This window comes from Conyzicola nivalis (assembly GCF_014639655.1).
Taxonomy (GTDB): Bacteria; Actinomycetota; Actinomycetes; order Actinomycetales; family Microbacteriaceae; genus Conyzicola; species Conyzicola nivalis.
In genome coordinates this window covers 667,417-682,997 of sequence record NZ_BMGB01000001.1, presented here as the reverse complement: position 1 = coordinate 682,997, position 15,581 = coordinate 667,417, and the positions used below count along the sequence as shown (strand labels likewise).

General features: G+C 64.9%; 13 protein-coding genes and 1 tRNA gene. 12 read left to right on the top strand and 2 right to left on the bottom strand.

Translation table 11 applies throughout. From position 1 onward, the window contains the following. From IEV96_RS03335 to IEV96_RS03310, 6 genes are all read left to right on the top strand, one after another. Positions 1-1,674, top strand: coding sequence for an FAD-dependent oxidoreductase (locus IEV96_RS03335; protein WP_188509278.1), 1,674 nt, complete (start codon positions 1-3; stop codon positions 1,672-1,674). A gap of 254 nt (positions 1,675-1,928) precedes the next feature. Further along, complete coding sequence (locus IEV96_RS03330) at positions 1,929-4,679, top strand: helix-turn-helix transcriptional regulator (protein ID WP_188509277.1); 2,751 nt, start codon at positions 1,929-1,931, stop codon at positions 4,677-4,679. A 338-nt stretch (positions 4,680-5,017) separates the two neighbouring features. Beyond that, the gene (locus tag IEV96_RS03325) at positions 5,018-5,356 is read left to right on the top strand and encodes a winged helix-turn-helix transcriptional regulator (protein ID WP_229733011.1); all 339 of its coding nucleotides are present in this window, start codon (positions 5,018-5,020) and stop codon (positions 5,354-5,356) included. A gap of 107 nt (positions 5,357-5,463) precedes the next feature. Continuing rightward, positions 5,464-6,195: an alpha/beta fold hydrolase gene (locus IEV96_RS03320; protein WP_188509275.1), complete on the top strand. Its 732-nt coding sequence runs from the start codon at positions 5,464-5,466 to the stop codon at positions 6,193-6,195. A gap of 36 nt (positions 6,196-6,231) precedes the next feature. Beyond that, a complete protein-coding gene (locus IEV96_RS03315; RefSeq protein WP_188509274.1) occupies positions 6,232-6,597 on the top strand; it encodes a RidA family protein in 366 nt (121 codons plus the stop codon). 239 nt (positions 6,598-6,836) lie between these two features. Continuing rightward, the gene (locus tag IEV96_RS03310) at positions 6,837-8,435 is read left to right on the top strand and encodes a cation:proton antiporter (RefSeq protein WP_229733008.1); all 1,599 of its coding nucleotides are present in this window, start codon (positions 6,837-6,839) and stop codon (positions 8,433-8,435) included. A 58-nt stretch (positions 8,436-8,493) separates the two neighbouring features. On the opposite strand, the gene IEV96_RS03305 is transcribed toward IEV96_RS03310, so the two are convergent. Then, a complete protein-coding gene (locus IEV96_RS03305; protein WP_188509272.1) occupies positions 8,494-9,330 on the bottom strand; it encodes a helix-turn-helix domain-containing protein in 837 nt (278 codons plus the stop codon). Between the two features lie 275 nt (positions 9,331-9,605). On the opposite strand from IEV96_RS03305, the gene IEV96_RS03300 reads away from it, so the two are divergent. Both IEV96_RS03300 and IEV96_RS03295 read left to right on the top strand, forming a co-directional pair. Then, entirely contained in the window at positions 9,606-10,523 is a 918-nt protein-coding gene (locus tag IEV96_RS03300) for an SDR family NAD(P)-dependent oxidoreductase (RefSeq protein WP_188509271.1), read from the top strand. Further along, positions 10,433-11,419: an NAD(P)-dependent oxidoreductase gene (locus IEV96_RS03295; protein ID WP_268235574.1), complete on the top strand. Its 987-nt coding sequence runs from the start codon at positions 10,433-10,435 to the stop codon at positions 11,417-11,419. The genes IEV96_RS03300 and IEV96_RS03295 overlap by 91 nt, the downstream gene beginning before the upstream one ends. Before the next feature lie 173 nt (positions 11,420-11,592). Here the strand turns inward: IEV96_RS03295 and IEV96_RS03290 are convergent. Then, a tRNA-Leu gene (locus tag IEV96_RS03290) sits at positions 11,593-11,676 on the bottom strand. A gap of 132 nt (positions 11,677-11,808) precedes the next feature. Here IEV96_RS03290 and IEV96_RS03285 point away from each other — a divergent pair. From IEV96_RS03285 to IEV96_RS03270, 4 genes are all read left to right on the top strand, one after another. Continuing rightward, positions 11,809-13,113, top strand: coding sequence for a M20/M25/M40 family metallo-hydrolase (locus IEV96_RS03285; protein ID WP_188509269.1), 1,305 nt, complete (start codon positions 11,809-11,811; stop codon positions 13,111-13,113). Positions 13,114-13,132: 19 nt separating this feature from the next. Next, complete coding sequence (locus tag IEV96_RS03280) at positions 13,133-13,984, top strand: undecaprenyl-diphosphate phosphatase (RefSeq protein WP_188509268.1); 852 nt, start codon at positions 13,133-13,135, stop codon at positions 13,982-13,984. A 75-nt stretch (positions 13,985-14,059) separates the two neighbouring features. Next, positions 14,060-14,770, top strand: a complete 711-nt coding sequence (locus tag IEV96_RS03275; protein WP_188509267.1) for a GAF domain-containing protein — start codon at positions 14,060-14,062, stop codon at positions 14,768-14,770. Positions 14,771-14,810: 40 nt separating this feature from the next. Then, on the top strand, positions 14,811-15,524 hold the full coding sequence (locus IEV96_RS03270) for a GAF and ANTAR domain-containing protein (RefSeq protein WP_188509266.1): 714 nt from the start codon (positions 14,811-14,813) through the stop codon (positions 15,522-15,524). Positions 15,525-15,581 lie beyond the last annotated feature (57 nt).

Here is a 15,581-nt window from a genome sequence, read left to right as displayed (position 1 = left end):
ATGGCGGTGACGAATGAGACCGGGGAGGCGGGCGGGAACGTCGCGGATGACCGCGTCGCCTACCCGCCGCTGTCGAATGAGCAAATCGAAGCGCTCCGCGCATACGGCACAGAGCAGGTGATACACGCGGGTGAAGTCCTTTACGGCGTCGGAGACGCCGCCCCGGACCTGATCCTCGTGGACAGCGGTGCGATCGACATCGTTGCCAGCGGCCCGCCCGAGGTCAGAATTGCACGGCACACCGCAGGGCGTTTTCTCGGGGAGCTCAGCCTTCTCAACGAGCAGGTCGCGTTCTTCAGCGCGCGGGTAGCGGTCGGTGGCCGGATCCACCGGATCCCACCGGCGAATCTCCGACGCCTCATGACAGAGGACGACGAGCTGTCGGCAATAATCCTGGCGGCGTTCCAAGCCCGCCGAGCTCTCGTGAAATCCATTGCCTCGCGCACCGTCGAGATCGTGGGGAACCGGAGCTCCGCCGCCTCTCTGGCGCTACGGACCTACGCGCAAAGGCTCGACATCCCGCACACGTGGTTCGAAGTCGACTCGGTCGCCGGACTCGCGATGATGGCCGAGGCATCCATCCTCGAAGAGGACCTCCCTGTCGTCCTGCTCCCCGGAAGCAGGATCGTCAGAGCCACTCCCGGGCAGCTCAGCGAGCGATTGGGGTTGGCGTACCGCAAGCGCGACAGATCCGTCGATCTCGCCGTGGTCGGCGCAGGACCCGCCGGCTTGGCAGCCGCAGTGTACGGAGCATCGGAGGGACTCTCCACGGTGCTGCTCGATGCGGTGAGCCCGGGCGGGCAAGCAGCGGCAAGTGCCCGCATCGAGAACTACCTCGGGTTCCCCAATGGTCTCAGCGGCACCGAACTGACCAACTTCGCCACCGTCCAGGCGATGAAATTCGGTGCGCACCTCTATGCCCCATGCCGAATCGACAGCGTGGACGTCTCACGCCCGCTGCCCCGCGTCCTCATCGCCGACGGCACCGAGATAGAAGCAGGTGCGGTGATAGTGGCTACGGGCGCGAAATACCGAGGGCTCGACCTCCTCAATTGGAACGCATTCGAAGGCGCGGGAATCTACTACGGTGCCACCGTCCTCGAAGCCGCATCGTGCGAAGAGAGACCCGTCGTCGTCGTCGGTGGAGCGAACTCAGCAGGACAGGCAGCTTTGTTCCTCGCGAGCAGAGGGTGCGACGTGTCGTTGATCATCCGAGGCGCGGACATCGGAGCCGGGATGTCCGCCTATCTGGCCGACAGGCTCGTCGCCGATCACCGCGTACGGGTTTTGACATCCACGGACGTCACGGCTCTTCACGGGACGGCGGGACTGCAAGCAATCACCCACACGAACAGCCTTACCGGTGCTAGTGAGCGCCACGACTGCCACGCGCTTTTCTGCTTCATTGGAGCTACGCCGGCTACCGCGTGGAACACCGGCCTGGACCTCGACAAGGACGGCTTCATATACACCGACACAAACGTCGATGCCCGGCGTTTCGCCGCCAGCAGGCGCTCGCAGGGACGCAAGCCCCTCCCGTTCGAGTCGTCCGTGGCCGGCGTCTTCGCCGCGGGCGACGTGCGGCACGGTTCCATGAAGCGGGTAGCAGCTGCGGTAGGCGAAGGTGCCAGCGCCGTCTCGTCCGTCCACCGGGCTCTGGCTTCACGCCTCTGACCGGCGCTTCGGCCCGCCCCGCGGCGTGCGCCTCGAGCCTCGACTGCGACGGCGCCGGCTCGTCGACCGCCTTCCAGTGTCAATCACCGCGCCTGCCGCGAATGGCCGCCATTGACAGCGATGCCGCCCTGCGAGTATTTCTATAGCCCATAGGAAAGTAGAACCACCTCCGAGACGCCGAGGTGCTTACTGGATGTCAATGGTCGTAGGCGAGGGACGGGTGCGTCGCATCCCGAGAGGACCCGAGGTACTCAGTGGAGCTTTTCGGCCGTGGCGACGACCTTGCCGCAGTACTGTCCGCCAGCAAATCGGACGATCCGGACGCCCGTGCGCTCCTCGTTACGGGCGATGCCGGAGTCGGGAAGACGTCGCTCATCAACTTTGTCGCAGCGCAAGCGCGCGACGCGGGCGTGGCGACGTTCCGATGTACCGGGGTGCAGACGGAAGCCGGTGAGCAACTCGCCGGCCTACATCAGCTCTTGCGACCGATACGTGAGGCATTCGATGCACCGCCGGCAACCTCATCCGTGCTGGATCGTGCTTTCACAACGCGCGACGACGTACCTGTCGGTCCCTTCGAACTCGCAAATGCGATTCTCGCACTACTCGACTTCGCAGCCAGTCAGTCGAAGATCATGCTGGTCATCGACGACGTCCAGTGGCTCGACGAGGCGAGTTCCAACGTCCTCGCGTTCGTCGCACGACGGATCACCAACAGCAAGGTGTTCACCCTGGTGGGTACCCGCTCAGCAGAAGGGGGACCCTGGATGCGCTCGGACATACGCCAGGTCGAGCTCTACCCGCTGGGCAACCGAGACGCCGAAGCGCTTCTCGATTCTTTGCCTGGCGCTCCCGTCGGGCAATTGCGGGACCGCATCATGGCCGAAGCCGAGGGCAACCCCCTGGCCTTGGTAGAGCTTCCCAAAGCCCTCCGTCGAGCACACATCGGCGGCAGCATGACGACGACGAGCGAAATGCTGCCCCTCTCGGAGAGGCTAGAACGAGTGTTCGCCGCGCGGGTCGAGGAGTTGACGGATAGCCAGCGGGCGCTGCTGCTGCTCTGTGCTTTGGATCGCACCGGCCTCATCGCCACGTTACAGGTAGCGTCGGGCGAGCAGTGGTGGCTGCCGGATCTGTTGGCTATCGAGGACATGGGTCTCGTCCAGCGCCTCGGTGAGCGCGTCCGATTCAATCATCCGCTCGCCCGGTCGGCGGTGGCGCAGGCCGCAGCGCAAGACAATCTCCGCGCCGCCCACGCAGCGCTCGCCGCCGCTCTCCGGTCCCGGCCAGAACTATGGGTCTGGCATCGCGCGGCAGCCGCTACGGACTTCGACGCCGAGGTCGCCGACGCCCTGGAAGACCTCGCCCGCGAATCACTGCGAAAAGGAGGATCGCAGATCGCATTGAGAGCGACGCTCCGTTCGGTGGAACTGACTCCGACCCTGTCGACCCGGGCCCGCCGGCTGGCATTCGCGGCACATCTCGCCAACCAGACCGGTCAACTGATGATGGCTCGGGAGAAAGTCGCAGAACTACGGGAGTGGAGCACCAGCAAGACTCCCGGTCCGGAGACAGCAGAGACCGAGGGCTACGCCAACGTGGTCCTGGCATACGCGATCCTGAACTGGGAAGGCGACACATTCGCAGCCTTCCGACTCCTGACCGATGCGCTCGAAAAAGAAACACACGCCCGGCACCCATGGGTGCAGGAGATGCTGAACTCTCTTCTCCTCGTCTGTGTACGAACATCTCGACCGGAGCACTGGCACCAGCTCGACAACATCCTGGAGCGAATGGGGGACGACGCCCCGATCGAGGTGGCTCTCTCGCGCGACGCGCTTTCCGATCCGGCCAGGACCGCTCATGATCTCGCTCCTCGCCTGAACGGCCTCATACCGACGGTTCTCGATTTCGAACCATGGCGCGCGGCATGGATGGGCATGGCGTCCGTGTACATCGACAATCTGCCCCACCAACGACAGATCCTACGGAAGGTCATCGAACAGGAGGAGGTCGGCGGGTCGGCTCCCAGCTACTGGATCGCTATGGTCCTCAGCGCCTTGGACGCAATGGTGTCGGGTCAACTGGAAGTTGCTGCGGTTATGGCGCATCGCGGATTGCGAGGCACCGAGCAGTCAGGCTTCGCCGAAATCACCAATGATTTCAGGACGATCGCCGCCATGGTCGCGGCCATCAGAGGCGACCTGGCGATCGCCCGGGTCGAGGTCAGCCGCGTCGAGGCCTGGGCTCGTCCGCGGGGTGGCGGCTTGAGTGAAGCGTGGATCCAGCACATAAAGATGAGGATTTTCTCGTCCGAGGGACTTTATGAGGAGGAATATGCGGCGGCCATGAAGATCGGAGGTGGCTCCGTGCTCGTGCCGTACCGTCCGCACGCACTATGGATGTTCCTGGAGACGGTCGAGGCGGCATGGAAGACCGGGCGCCACGACGAGGCCCGCGCATTCGTCGCCGCCGCCGAGGAAGCGGGACTCGGAAAAGTGTCCCCGAGGCTCGCCTTCCATCTGGCCGCCGCACGGGCGATCACCGGGGAGCCGCACCGGCAATCGGAGCTGTTCGCACAGGCGCTGCAGGCGGAGGGGGTCGAGACCTGGCCATTCGAGCGCGCGCGGCTGGAGTTGACCTATGGAGAATGGCTTCGTCGCCACCACGACATGGCAGGGGCGCGCCCCCACCTTCGCGAAGCCATGGGGATCTTCCGCAATCTCGGCTCCACAGCGTGGTTGGACCGGTCGGCTGCCGCACTGCGGGCTACCCGTGTAGCCACGGAGTCGGGACCGTCGAAAAGGAACCCGCTTACTCCTCAAGAACGAGAGATCGCCGAGCTCGCCGCTCGTGGCCTCAGCACCAAGGACATCGCGTCGCGCCTCAACCTCTCGCCGCGAACCGTAGGGGCGCATCTGTACAGGATCTACCCGAAGCTGGGCATCGCCTCCCGAGCGGCCCTGCACGCCGCGCTGGCAGACCTCGCGAAAACGCAGGACTGATCGCCGGTGTCCGAGGCAGCGCCCGCCCAGGCCGCTTCATGCGGTCCACGCACGCGGTCGTGGAACGGTATGTCCGACAGGCATCGGCGGGATGATCCGCTCATCCGATAATCGGCGGAAGGTAAGACCGCGCGGGACGCGCCGCGGAAGCCGGACAGGAGCCCAGTACATGAAATCGCACGATGCAGTTCGTTTCATACCGTTTCGCCGGGGTTCCGAGAGCCGGACACACCTGCGCTACAATCCAGCCGAGCCTCCCGCGGCACAGCCGTTCTGTCCGAGCCTCTCGGCCGCTCAGCACGGATCCACCGCAGCGGACCTACCCCGCGTTGCCGCGCGTGTCCGGTGAGTCCCTGTTCGCCGACCCTGAGTCGCGCCGAGTCAGCGAGCATCTCAATAGAAGCCTGACCGTCATCGGGGTGCGCTGGAACGGATTGATCCTGGCCACATTGACCCCGGGGCCGCTCGGGTTCAGCGCGTTGCGTCGATCCATCGACGGGCTCGGCGACGCTGTCCTTTCGACACGATTAGTCAGACTGGCCGACGCAGGTCTGGTTCGGCGCGAGGTCGAAGTCGGACCGCCCACGACTATCACCTATTCGCTCACGCCCGCCGGACAAGCGATCGTGCCGGCGCTAGAAGCGCTCGCGTCCTGGTCGCGTTCTTACCTCAAGTGACGGAGTCGCGCCCCGGACGCTATGCCTACAAAGCATCGAGAACACGCCACCGGCGGCGCACTGTAGATGCGACCCGACATCAGGGGCCGAACCCAGAGGAGATAACCATGAGCATTACCGAACCATCCAGTAAGCCGACCGTTGTCCTGGTCCACGGAGCTTTCGCGGAGTCGTCGAGCTGGAGCGGAGTCATCAGCCTGCTGTTGGCCGATGGATTCCCCGCGATCGCCGTCGCCAATCCACTCCGCGGCGTCAAGTACGACTCTGACTACCTCAGAGCCCTGCTCACCGATGTGACTGGAGACGTCGTCCTCGTCGGGCACTCCTACGGCGGTACGGTCATCAGCGGCGGCGGCACCGACAACCCCAACGTCAAGGCACTGGTGTACATCGGGGCCTTCGCGCCCGAGGAGGGCGAGACGCCAGGCGATCTCGCTGGAAAGCTTCCGGGCTCCACTCTGGCCGGCACACTCACCTCGGTAGCAGTCCCTGATGGGGGCAACGACCTGTACATACAGCAGAGCAAGTACCACGCTCAGTTCGCGGCGGACTCTCCGGTGGAGGTCGCCGAGGTCATGGCGGTTACACAACGCCCCATCCTCGAGGCAGCGTTCACCGAAGCGTCGGGGAAGGCGGCGTGGAAGTCGGTCCCTTCCTGGTTTCTCTTCGGCGCCGAGGACCGGAATATCCCCGCCGCGGTCCACCGATTCATGGCCGAACGAGCGGGCTCGCGCAAAACAGTCGAGCTCGTAGGCGGTTCCCACACCGTCGGCATCCCTGAAGCCGCCCAAGTCGTCGACCTGATCCGTGAAGCAGCGTCGGCGACGACCGGTCAGTGACGGGCAGGAGGATTGAGCAGGCGGGCAGACAGCGATATGAAGATCCGATTGGGGACAGCGGACACACGTCCGTACGTACCCGCAGTGATCGCGGACGGGACGTTCGTATTCGTCTCCGGCCAGATACCGACTCGCGACGGGGAAATCGTGAAGGGCCCCATAGGCGAGCAGACGAGGGCAGTGCTGGACAACATCGCTTCGATCCTCGATTCCGCAGGAGCCAGCCTTGACGACGTCGTCCGATGCGGCGTCTTCCTTGGCGATCTCCGCGACCTGAGCGATTTCAACACGGTCTACGTTGGCGCGTTCGGGAGTCGGGTGCCAGCTCGGACGGCTGTCGGGGCCGTACTGCCGGGCTACGGAGTCGAGATCGACTGCATCGCAGTCATACCCCGAGGATGACGGATGCGACATTGAACCAGGTGAGCGTCGGCCGAGCGGCCGCGGGTAGCGACCAAGACACGGCCGACGCTCACCGCCCCCACCAGTGCGACGCTACGAATCGCACTCCTTTTCGACTTCGGAGAACAGGTCCGGAGCTCGATAGCTCGGAGGGACAACGTGGCTGACCTGAAAAAAGTGCTCGCGGTCTGTCCCAGAAACTGCCGACCATGAGTCCGGCAGAGGCGATCGGCTGGATCGTGGCGTTCGTCTTGGTGACAATCACGGTAAGCGGGGTCGCCCTTCGTTTGCGCTGGTCAGGGCCCGTCCTACTCGTGGTGGTCGGGGGCATTGCGTCATTCATTCCGGGTCTGCCATCGGTAGAGGTCGACTCCGAACTCGTCATGTACGGTCTCCTTCCGCCGTTGCTTTTCGCCGCCGCCAGCCAGACGTTCTTCGCCGACGTCCGCGCTCGTCGGGACAGCGTTCTGATTCTCTCGGTCGGCACGGTCGCGGCCACCGTCGTGGTTGTCGGACTGGCCACAGCGCTAGTCCTTCCAACAATCGGATTGGCAGCAGCGTTCGCCTTCGCCGCCGTGGTCGCTCCGACGGACACCGTCGCGGTGACTGCCGTCGCAAGCCGCATCGGGCTGCCACGACGGGTGACGACGATTTTGGAGGGGGAGAGCCTTCTCAATGACGCCGCCGCACTTGTGGCGCTGAGCTCTGCAATCCTCGCCATGACGCAGGTACTCACACCTTGGTCTATAGCGGGCGACTTCGCCCTCGCTGTGGTCGGGGGAACCGTCATCGGCGTCGTCGTCGGCTGGGTTATGACCCAGCTCCGCTTTCGACTTGCGACAGCCGTCCTCGACACGAGTCTGGCCTTCGTCACTCCGTACCTGGCGTTCTTCGGAGCGGAAGCAATGCACGGGTCCGGCGTGCTCGCGGTCGTGATCGCCGGCCTGTACCTCGGGTACCGTTCCCCGGTCGTGCAATCGGCCGAAGCCCGCACGGCCGAGTCGGTGAACTGGCGCACAGTCCAGTTCATCCTCGAAAACGCGGTGTTCTTGTTCATTGGGATGAACCTCGCCAGTATCGTTGCCGGCGCGGGATCCGCAGGCCACCGCCTCTGGCAATCGGTTCTGATCTGCGTCGTCATCCTCGTCGCCCTCGTGGTCGCTCGATTCGCTTTCATCTTCGCCATTGCCGTATTTTTCCGCGTCGGTCCTCGTCGCTTTCGCGACCAGAACGTGCGGTTCAAGAACGCCTTGGTGATCTCTGTCATCGGTGTCCGAGGCGTCGTCACCCTCGCGGCGGTCTTCCTGCTTCCTGCCGAAACGCCGAATCGCGAATTTCTCCAGTTCCTCGCCTTCGTGGTCGTCGTCGTCACGTTGCTGGGGTCGCTCGCGCTCCCTCCGCTCATACGCCTGCTTCATCTGCCGCCTCCTGACATCGAACAAGAGCGTGTGGAGTGGCAGACACTCATGGCGGAAGCTCGCGCGGCCGGGCTGGCGCGGCTGGAGGCAGCCGTCACCGAAGCGGATGAGGAGCGTGTCGTCTCGCAGCTCAGGGGAAACGCCGCGCTCACCGCCGAGTCGATCGCCCGACACCTCGAGACCCCGGACCTGGATTCGCTCTTGGAGTCTTACGCGCGTCTACGCCGCCAGATGATCCAAGCCGAATGGGAAGCAACAATTCACGCGCGAGCCGAAGGACGATTCACCGAAGCGGCTGTCATCGCAGTCCTGCGCGTGATCGACGCCGAGGAGATCGCGTTGCGGTCGTCGGCACCCGGACTCGACCAGCCACGGTCGGCTCCGCGACAACGGCAGCGTAGGCGTCCCCGCGGGGCGTAGATCGGCGCCGGGTGCGCGTTCGCCTCGTGTGTGAGCGATATTGGCGCGCGTCATCCATTCAATTGACCCCGTCGGTCGCCCTCTTGCTCAACAGGGCGAGACGCGTTTCCGAGGACGATCCGGGGTCTGCATGATAGATCACGACGATCTGCCCGGACCGTCCCTCGCCGACCGCGAGCTTTTCATACCGGAGATCGAGATCTCCGACCAAGGGGTGATGCAGGAATGACCGCCCGGCACCTTTCGGCCTGACATCATGCCGAGTCCACAGCCGGCTGAACTCGGGACTTTTGGCTGTCAGTTCGTCGACGAGTGCGGCGAGCTTTGGATCGCCCACCTCGTTGCCCGCCTGTGCTCGTAGCCCCGCGACCGTGTTGGACGTCATCCGATCCCAGTCGCGATACAGGGACTTGACCTCCGGGTCCAAGAATGCGGCGCGAATCAGATTCACGCCCGGAGTGAAAATCGGAGACAACGCGCGAGCTGTCTCGTTCGAAGCGAGAACGTCTAACGTGCGACTCTGCACATAAGCGGGGGTAGCGGTCCAAAGATACAGCAGCTGCCGAATCCCGACGGCCACCGTCTCCTTCTCGGGTGGACGGGGACGTTGCACGATAGGCCGCGCGATCTCGAAAAGGTACGTTGTCGCGTCGGCGTCGAGCTGCAGAGCGCGCGCGAGGCCCGCAATGACCGCGTCTGAAGGGTGCTGTTCGCGGCCTTGCTCCAGCCGTAGGTAGTACTCGCTGCTGATGCCCGCCCGGACCGCTATCTCCTCGCGACGGAGCCCGGGTACACGCCGTCTGGACGCCACGGCGATGCCGACATCCGCGGGCGTGATCTGCTCGCGCCGGGCGCGAAGAAACTCACCGATCCGATTTCCGTCGATGTTATCCATCGCCTTACCGTACTCGTCAGCTCGGCAGGTCGCGGTGGGCCACGGCCCCACGTGTGCAGTAGCCGCGTCAGCTCTCGGTCGTCGAGGCGGAACTGATCTGCACATCAGACGCCGATGCTCCTTCGGCATAAGAAGCCGGAGCAAGCCGGGCATAGCTTCTCTTTGCGCTCGGACCGCAACGTGGGAGTGCTACTACCAGTAGCAGCTCGCCCACGACACGGGGCATTCCCCGGTGGCATCGTGCTGTTTCAACCAGCGACAGAAGGAGAGACACCATGACACTCATCACATCCGACTTCGGATTCACCTCGACCGCGGAAGAGGTCACCGCCGGCATCGACCTACGGGGCAAGAAAGCCATCGTCACAGGCGCATCGTCCGGTATCGGCATCGAGACCGCACGCGTCCTCGCAATGCGAGGGGCCGACGTCACGTTGGCAGTAAGAAACCTCGCAGCCGGAACCGGGATCGCCGAAGACATCCGCTCGACGACCGGTTCCACGACGGTGCGCGCCGCTGAACTCGACGTCAGCGACCTGTGGTCGGTGCGCGAGTTCGTGTCCAAATGGACCGGCCCACTCGATCTGCTCATTAACAATGCGGGTGTCATGGCGACGCCGGAGGAGCGAACGGCCGAGGGTTTCGAGTTGCAGTTCGCGACGAACTACCTCGGACACTTTGCTCTCGCCGTCGGCCTCCGCCCGGCACTGGCAGCCGCCGGCGGTGCGCGGGTCGTCACCGTGAGCTCCAGCGGACACCTGCTCTCACCGGTCGTCTTCGACGACATCAACTTCCGGTTCCGCCAGTACGACCCTCTTGCAGCGTACGGCCAGTCGAAGACAGCGGCCGTCCTCTTCGGAGTCGCTGCCAGCAGCCGATGGGCTGCCGACGGCATCACCGTCAACTCGGTCATGCCCGGAGCGATTTCGACCGGTTTACAGAAGCACACCGGCGGTTTGAAAACGCCGCCGGAAGGACGCAAGTCGATCGAGCAGGGAGCGGCGACAACCCTGTTCGTCGCTACTTCGCCCCTGCTCGAGGGCATCGGCGGGCGCTACTTCGAAGACAACAACGAGGCCGTCACCGTCTACGACGGCAACGGGTGGCTGTCCGGCGTCGCCTTCTACGCACTCGACCCCGTAAATGCAGACCGGCTGTGGGAAACGGCTCTTCCGCTGATTACCGCCTCCTGAAGCATCCGAGACGAGAAAGGCAGACGATGACCACTTCGACCACCATCCAAACTGTAGGTTTCATAGGCCTCGGCGACCAAGGAGCGCCCATGGCGCGCGCCCTCGCCGACTCGCCCTTCGACCTGCGCGTGTGGGCGCGTCGCCCCGCGTCGCTCGACGCCCTCGCCGGCCACCCTCATACCGTTCACGATTCGCCGGCCGATCTGGCAGCGGCGTCCGACATCGTCCTGCTCGTCCTCCGCGACGACAAGGACGTGGACGGTGTGCTCAACGACGGGGGCATCCTCGCGGCCATGCGTCCGGGCACCATCCTCGTCAATCACGGCACGGGCGACCCTCAGGAGGCGCAGAAGTTCGCGGCCCTCGCCGCCGCGCGAGGGATCGCGATGCTCGACGCCCCGGTGAGCGGCGGGGGACCGGGCGCCGAGGCCCGCACGCTCACCACGATCGTCGGTGGTACACCCGACGCTTTCGACGCGGCGAAGGTCGTTTTCGACACCTTCTCCAGCGCAGTGATCTTCATGGGTGTACCGGGTGCGGGACAGCAGGGAAAGCTGCTGAACAACGCACTGACCATGACGAATCTGAAGAACGCGGAGGACGTATTCACGATTGCGGAGTCCACGGGCGTGGATGTGGCCGCGCTGCAACGCCTTCTCGCCACGAGTAGCGGCGGGAGCTTCATCATCCAGGCGTTGGGTACCCAGATCACTCCGTCCATCGCGAGCCATCTGCAAGGACTCATGCGAAAGGACATAGAGCACTTCGCCGACGGTTTTGCGCGACTGGGCGCCGACGTCGCATCCGTTCGAGACCGGGGGCTAGCGGGGGCCGACGGACTCGCGGTCGTAGTCGACATCGTCGACCGCAGCCGCACGGCCGGGGACGCTGCCTGATCCGCACAGACCATTAGCCGAGCTGGAACGGGTGCTTCTTGTGGTTCCCGCCACCCGCTGATGGCGAACGTGAAATCAACACAAAAAAGGCTGGACGATCGTTTTCCGATCGTCCAGCCTTTTTTGTCTCAATTCCCTGGATTGATTCCGGCAATACACCGAACAATTCCAAGTGCGCGAAGGGGGACTTGAACCCCCACGCCCTTACGGGCACTAGCACCTCAAGCTAGCGCGTCTACCAATTCCGCCATCCGCGCGCATGGCCAGTCTCTGTGGTTTTTACACCGCGTTGACCGCCGAGAAACGAGAATAGCACGCTCTGGGAGGTGGTTTTGTCACTTGGCGCCACGGCGACCCGACACGCCGTATCCGACGGGTAGCGTTGCAGCATGACAACCGAACCAGAGCTTGAAGCAACAGCCGCGATTGCCCAGCAACTCATTCGGTTCGACACCTCGAACTACGGCGAGGGCGTCTCCAACGGGGAGACGGACGCCGCCGAATACCTCGGTTCGCTGCTCGAAGATCTCGGCCTGAAGACCACCTACGTCGATTCCGATCCGGGTCGCACGAGCGTCGTCGCCCGCGTGAAGGGATCGGACCCGAGCCTCCCGGCGCTCGTCGTGCACGGCCACACCGACGTGGTCCCCGCCGACCCCGACAACTGGAGCGTCGACCCGTTCGGCGGCGTCATCCAGGACGGCATGCTCTGGGGCCGCGGCGCCGTCGACATGAAAAACATGGACGCCATGATCATCACGGCGTTGCAGGACATCCTGGGTTCGGGCGCCCAGCCGAAGCGCGACCTCGTGATCGCCTTCTTCGCCGACGAGGAGGCCGGGGGAGTGCGCGGTTCCCATCACCTCGTGACGGAGCACCCCACACTGTTCGCCGGGGCGACCGAGGCGATCAGCGAGGTAGGCGGCTACTCCGTCACCATCAACGACCAGCGTGCCTACCTGCTGCAGACCGGCGAGAAGGCGCTCGTCTGGATCAAGCTCATCGCCCGCGGCACGGCGTCGCACGGCAGCAGGGTCATGCACAACAACGCCGTGACGAAGCTGGCCGAAGCCGTGGCGAAGGTCGGACGACGCGAGTGGCCCGTGCACCTCACCGACACCACCGAGCAGCTCGTAGGCGAACTGGCTCGCATCCTCGGCGTCGACCCGCAGCGAGTCACACCCGAGGAGGTCGTGCTCGCCACCGGCAGTGCGGGCGGGTTCATCCAGGGCACCCTGCGCACGACCACGAACCCCACGCTGCTCAAGGCCGGCTACAAGCACAACGTCATCCCCGACTCGGCCGAGGCGCTCATCGACATCCGCACGCTGGCCGGCGAGGAAGACGACGTCATCGCCGAGGTGCAGCGGCTCGTCGGCCCCGAGATCGAGATCGTCGTGATGCACCGCGACATCGGGCTCGAGAACCCGTTCCAAGGCGCGCTGGTCGACGCCATGGTCGCATCGCTCGGCAAGCACGATCCCGACATCCCCGTGCTCCCCTACCTGCTCAGCGGCGGCACCGACAACAAGGCCCTCAGCCTGCTCGGAATCACCGGCTACGGCTTCGCGCCGCTCAAGCTGCCGGCCGGCCTCGACTTTCCGGGCATGTTCCACGGCGTCGACGAGCGGGTTCCGCTCGACGCATTAGTCTTTGGCAGGCGGGTTCTCGCGGACCTTCTCTCCACCTACTAATTTCGACAGCGGAGCACCAATGAGTTTCATCGAGGCGATCATCCTCGGCCTGGTCCAGGGCCTCACCGAATTCCTCCCGATCTCGTCGAGCGCCCACCTGCGCATCGTGGGCGAGTTCCTTCCCTCGCACACCGACCCCGGTGCGACCTTCACCGCGATCACCCAGCTCGGCACCGAGGCCGCCGTGATCATCTACTTCTGGAAAGACATCACCCGCATCATCGGGCGCTGGTTCCGGTCGTTCGGCAACGGCGGCGGGTCGAGCTCGCACCGCGTCGCGAAGAACGATCCCGACGTGCGTCTCGGCTGGCTCATCATCATCGGCACGGTGCCGATCGTTCTGCTCGGCTACTTCGCGCAGGACGCGATCCGCTCGACGTTCCGCTCGCTCTGGATCGTGGCGATCGTGCTGATCGTGTTCGGCATCATCCTCGGCCTCGCCGACTGGTTCGGCAAGAAGAGCCGCCCGCTCACCGAGATGACCTACGGCCACGGCATCGGCATCGGCCTCGCCCAGATGCTCGCCCTCATCCCCGGCGTCTCGCGCTCGGGCGCGACGACGACCGCCGGTCTCGCCCTCGGCTACGAACGCCCGGCCGCCGCGCGCTTCTCCTTCCTGCTGGCCATCCCCGCCGTGTTCGGCAGCGGACTCTACGAGCTGCAGCACAGCTTCAGCGAGCCGCAGGGCGCCTACGGCTACGCCGAGACAGCCGTCGCTACTGCCATCGCCTTCGTGGTCGGCTACGTCGTGATCGCGTACCTCATGAAGTACATCTCGACGCACAGCTTCCTGCCGTTCGTGATCTATCGCCTGGTGCTCGGTGTAGCCCTCATCGTGCTACTTTCCACGGGAATCCTGCAGGCGACATAGTTCGAGCGGTACGCTGGGGTTCACGCAAAATTCGTTGACTCGCCTTGACCCCGCGACCAATGGGGGTAAGGCATCATGCCGACACGACAGGCCTTTAAACAGGCACAGCTCGACCTTCTGTACGCACACGAGCGCAACGGCAGCCTGTGCGCCCCCTTCGTCTCGGTGCTTCCGGTAGCAGGCGCTTCCCTCTCGGTGCTCGCCGGTTCGCTGGGCCAGTCGACGGTGTGCGCGAGCGACGACATCGCGGCGCGCCTCGACGAGCTGCAGTTCGACCTCGGCGAGGGGCCGTGCTGGGACGCCCTGTCGACCAGGCTCCCCGTGCTCAGCCCCGACTTCCCGGCCTCCGGTCGGCACACCTGGCCGCTCTTCGCCAATGCACTGCACGAGGACGCGTTGGGGTCGGGGGTCCGCGCCGTCTACGCGTTCCCGCTCGCTCTCGGTTCTCTCGATATCGGCGCGGTCGACCTGTATTCGTCGTCGAACGCCCCCTTGGACGAAGACGAGGTGTCGGATGCCACGAAACTAGCGTCGCTCGCCGCGTGGCAGCTGCTCCGGCGGATCCTCGCCGACCAGCCCACGGGAGACCTCGAACCGCAGGGCACCGACAACCGGCGCGAGGTGCACCAGGCGACGGGCATGGTCCTCGCGCAGCTCGGCATCTCGGCCGCCGACGCCGCCCTCCTCCTGCGGGCGCACGCGTTCTCGAGCGGGCGCACGGTGGCGGAGATCGCCAACGACATCATCGAGCGCCGCCTCGACTTCGCGCTTGATGGCACGCTATGACCCGGTGCGCACTGATCACCGCGCGGAGTAAACTCTGAGAATGGCGAGCGATACGCGGGAACGACGGCTGACCACGGCCTTCGTCACTCTCGCAGACACACTGGTGGCGGGCTACGACGTGGTCGATCTGCTGCAGACCCTCGTCGACACCTGCGCCGATCTGCTCGACGCGTCGGCCGCCGGGATCATGCTCGCCGACTCCACGGGCGAGCTGGCCGTCGTCGCGTCGACGAGCGAGAAGAGCCGCATCGTCGAGACAATCCAGCTCAGCTCCGGCGCAGGGCCGTGCGTTGAGTGCTTCGCCTCGGGCTCCGTCGTCACCGTGAGTGATGTCTCCGAACTGGACGAACGATGGCCCGAGTTCAGCAAAGCGGCCCTGGAGCAGGGATTCCGATCGGTGCACGGCGTTCCGTTACGTCTGCGGGGCAGGATGATCGGCACGCTCAACCTGTTCCGCCCCACCACCGGGGCGCTCTCCGACGAAGACAAGTCCGTCGCGCAGGGGCTCGCCGATGTCGCCACCATCGGCATTCTCCAGGAACGTGCCATCCGCGAAGCCGACATCGCGAAGAACCAACTGCAGCACGCGCTCGACAGCCGGGTGCTCATCGAACAGGCGAAGGGCGTGATCGCGTACATGCGCGATGTCGACATGGATGCCGCGTTCCAGACTCTGCGCGCCTACGCCCGAGGCAACAATCTCAACCTGCGCGACGTTGCCGAGCGTGTCGTCAATCGGTCGCTTTCCCTGTAGTCACCCCCTTCCCAATCGCGGAAACAGGCGTACCCTTAAAGCATTCACGGCCCCGGA

What these genes read in the sequence shown, in the direction of transcription:
- IEV96_RS03335 (WP_188509278.1), top strand. Translation starts at nt 1, where the DNA reads ATGGCGGTGACGAATGAGACCGGGGAGGCGGGCGGGAACGTCGCGGAT.
- IEV96_RS03320 (WP_188509275.1), top strand. Translation starts at nt 5,464, where the DNA reads ATGAGCATTACCGAACCATCCAGTAAGCCGACCGTTGTCCTGGTCCAC.
- IEV96_RS03315 (WP_188509274.1), top strand. Translation starts at nt 6,232, where the DNA reads ATGAAGATCCGATTGGGGACAGCGGACACACGTCCGTACGTACCCGCA.
- IEV96_RS03305 (WP_188509272.1), bottom strand. Translation starts at nt 9,330, where the DNA reads ATGGATAACATCGACGGAAATCGGATCGGTGAGTTTCTTCGCGCCCGG.
- IEV96_RS03300 (WP_188509271.1), top strand. Translation starts at nt 9,606, where the DNA reads ATGACACTCATCACATCCGACTTCGGATTCACCTCGACCGCGGAAGAG.
- IEV96_RS03285 (WP_188509269.1), top strand. Translation starts at nt 11,809, where the DNA reads ATGACAACCGAACCAGAGCTTGAAGCAACAGCCGCGATTGCCCAGCAA.
- IEV96_RS03280 (WP_188509268.1), top strand. Translation starts at nt 13,133, where the DNA reads ATGAGTTTCATCGAGGCGATCATCCTCGGCCTGGTCCAGGGCCTCACC.
- IEV96_RS03275 (WP_188509267.1), top strand. Translation starts at nt 14,060, where the DNA reads ATGCCGACACGACAGGCCTTTAAACAGGCACAGCTCGACCTTCTGTAC.
- IEV96_RS03270 (WP_188509266.1), top strand. Translation starts at nt 14,811, where the DNA reads ATGGCGAGCGATACGCGGGAACGACGGCTGACCACGGCCTTCGTCACT.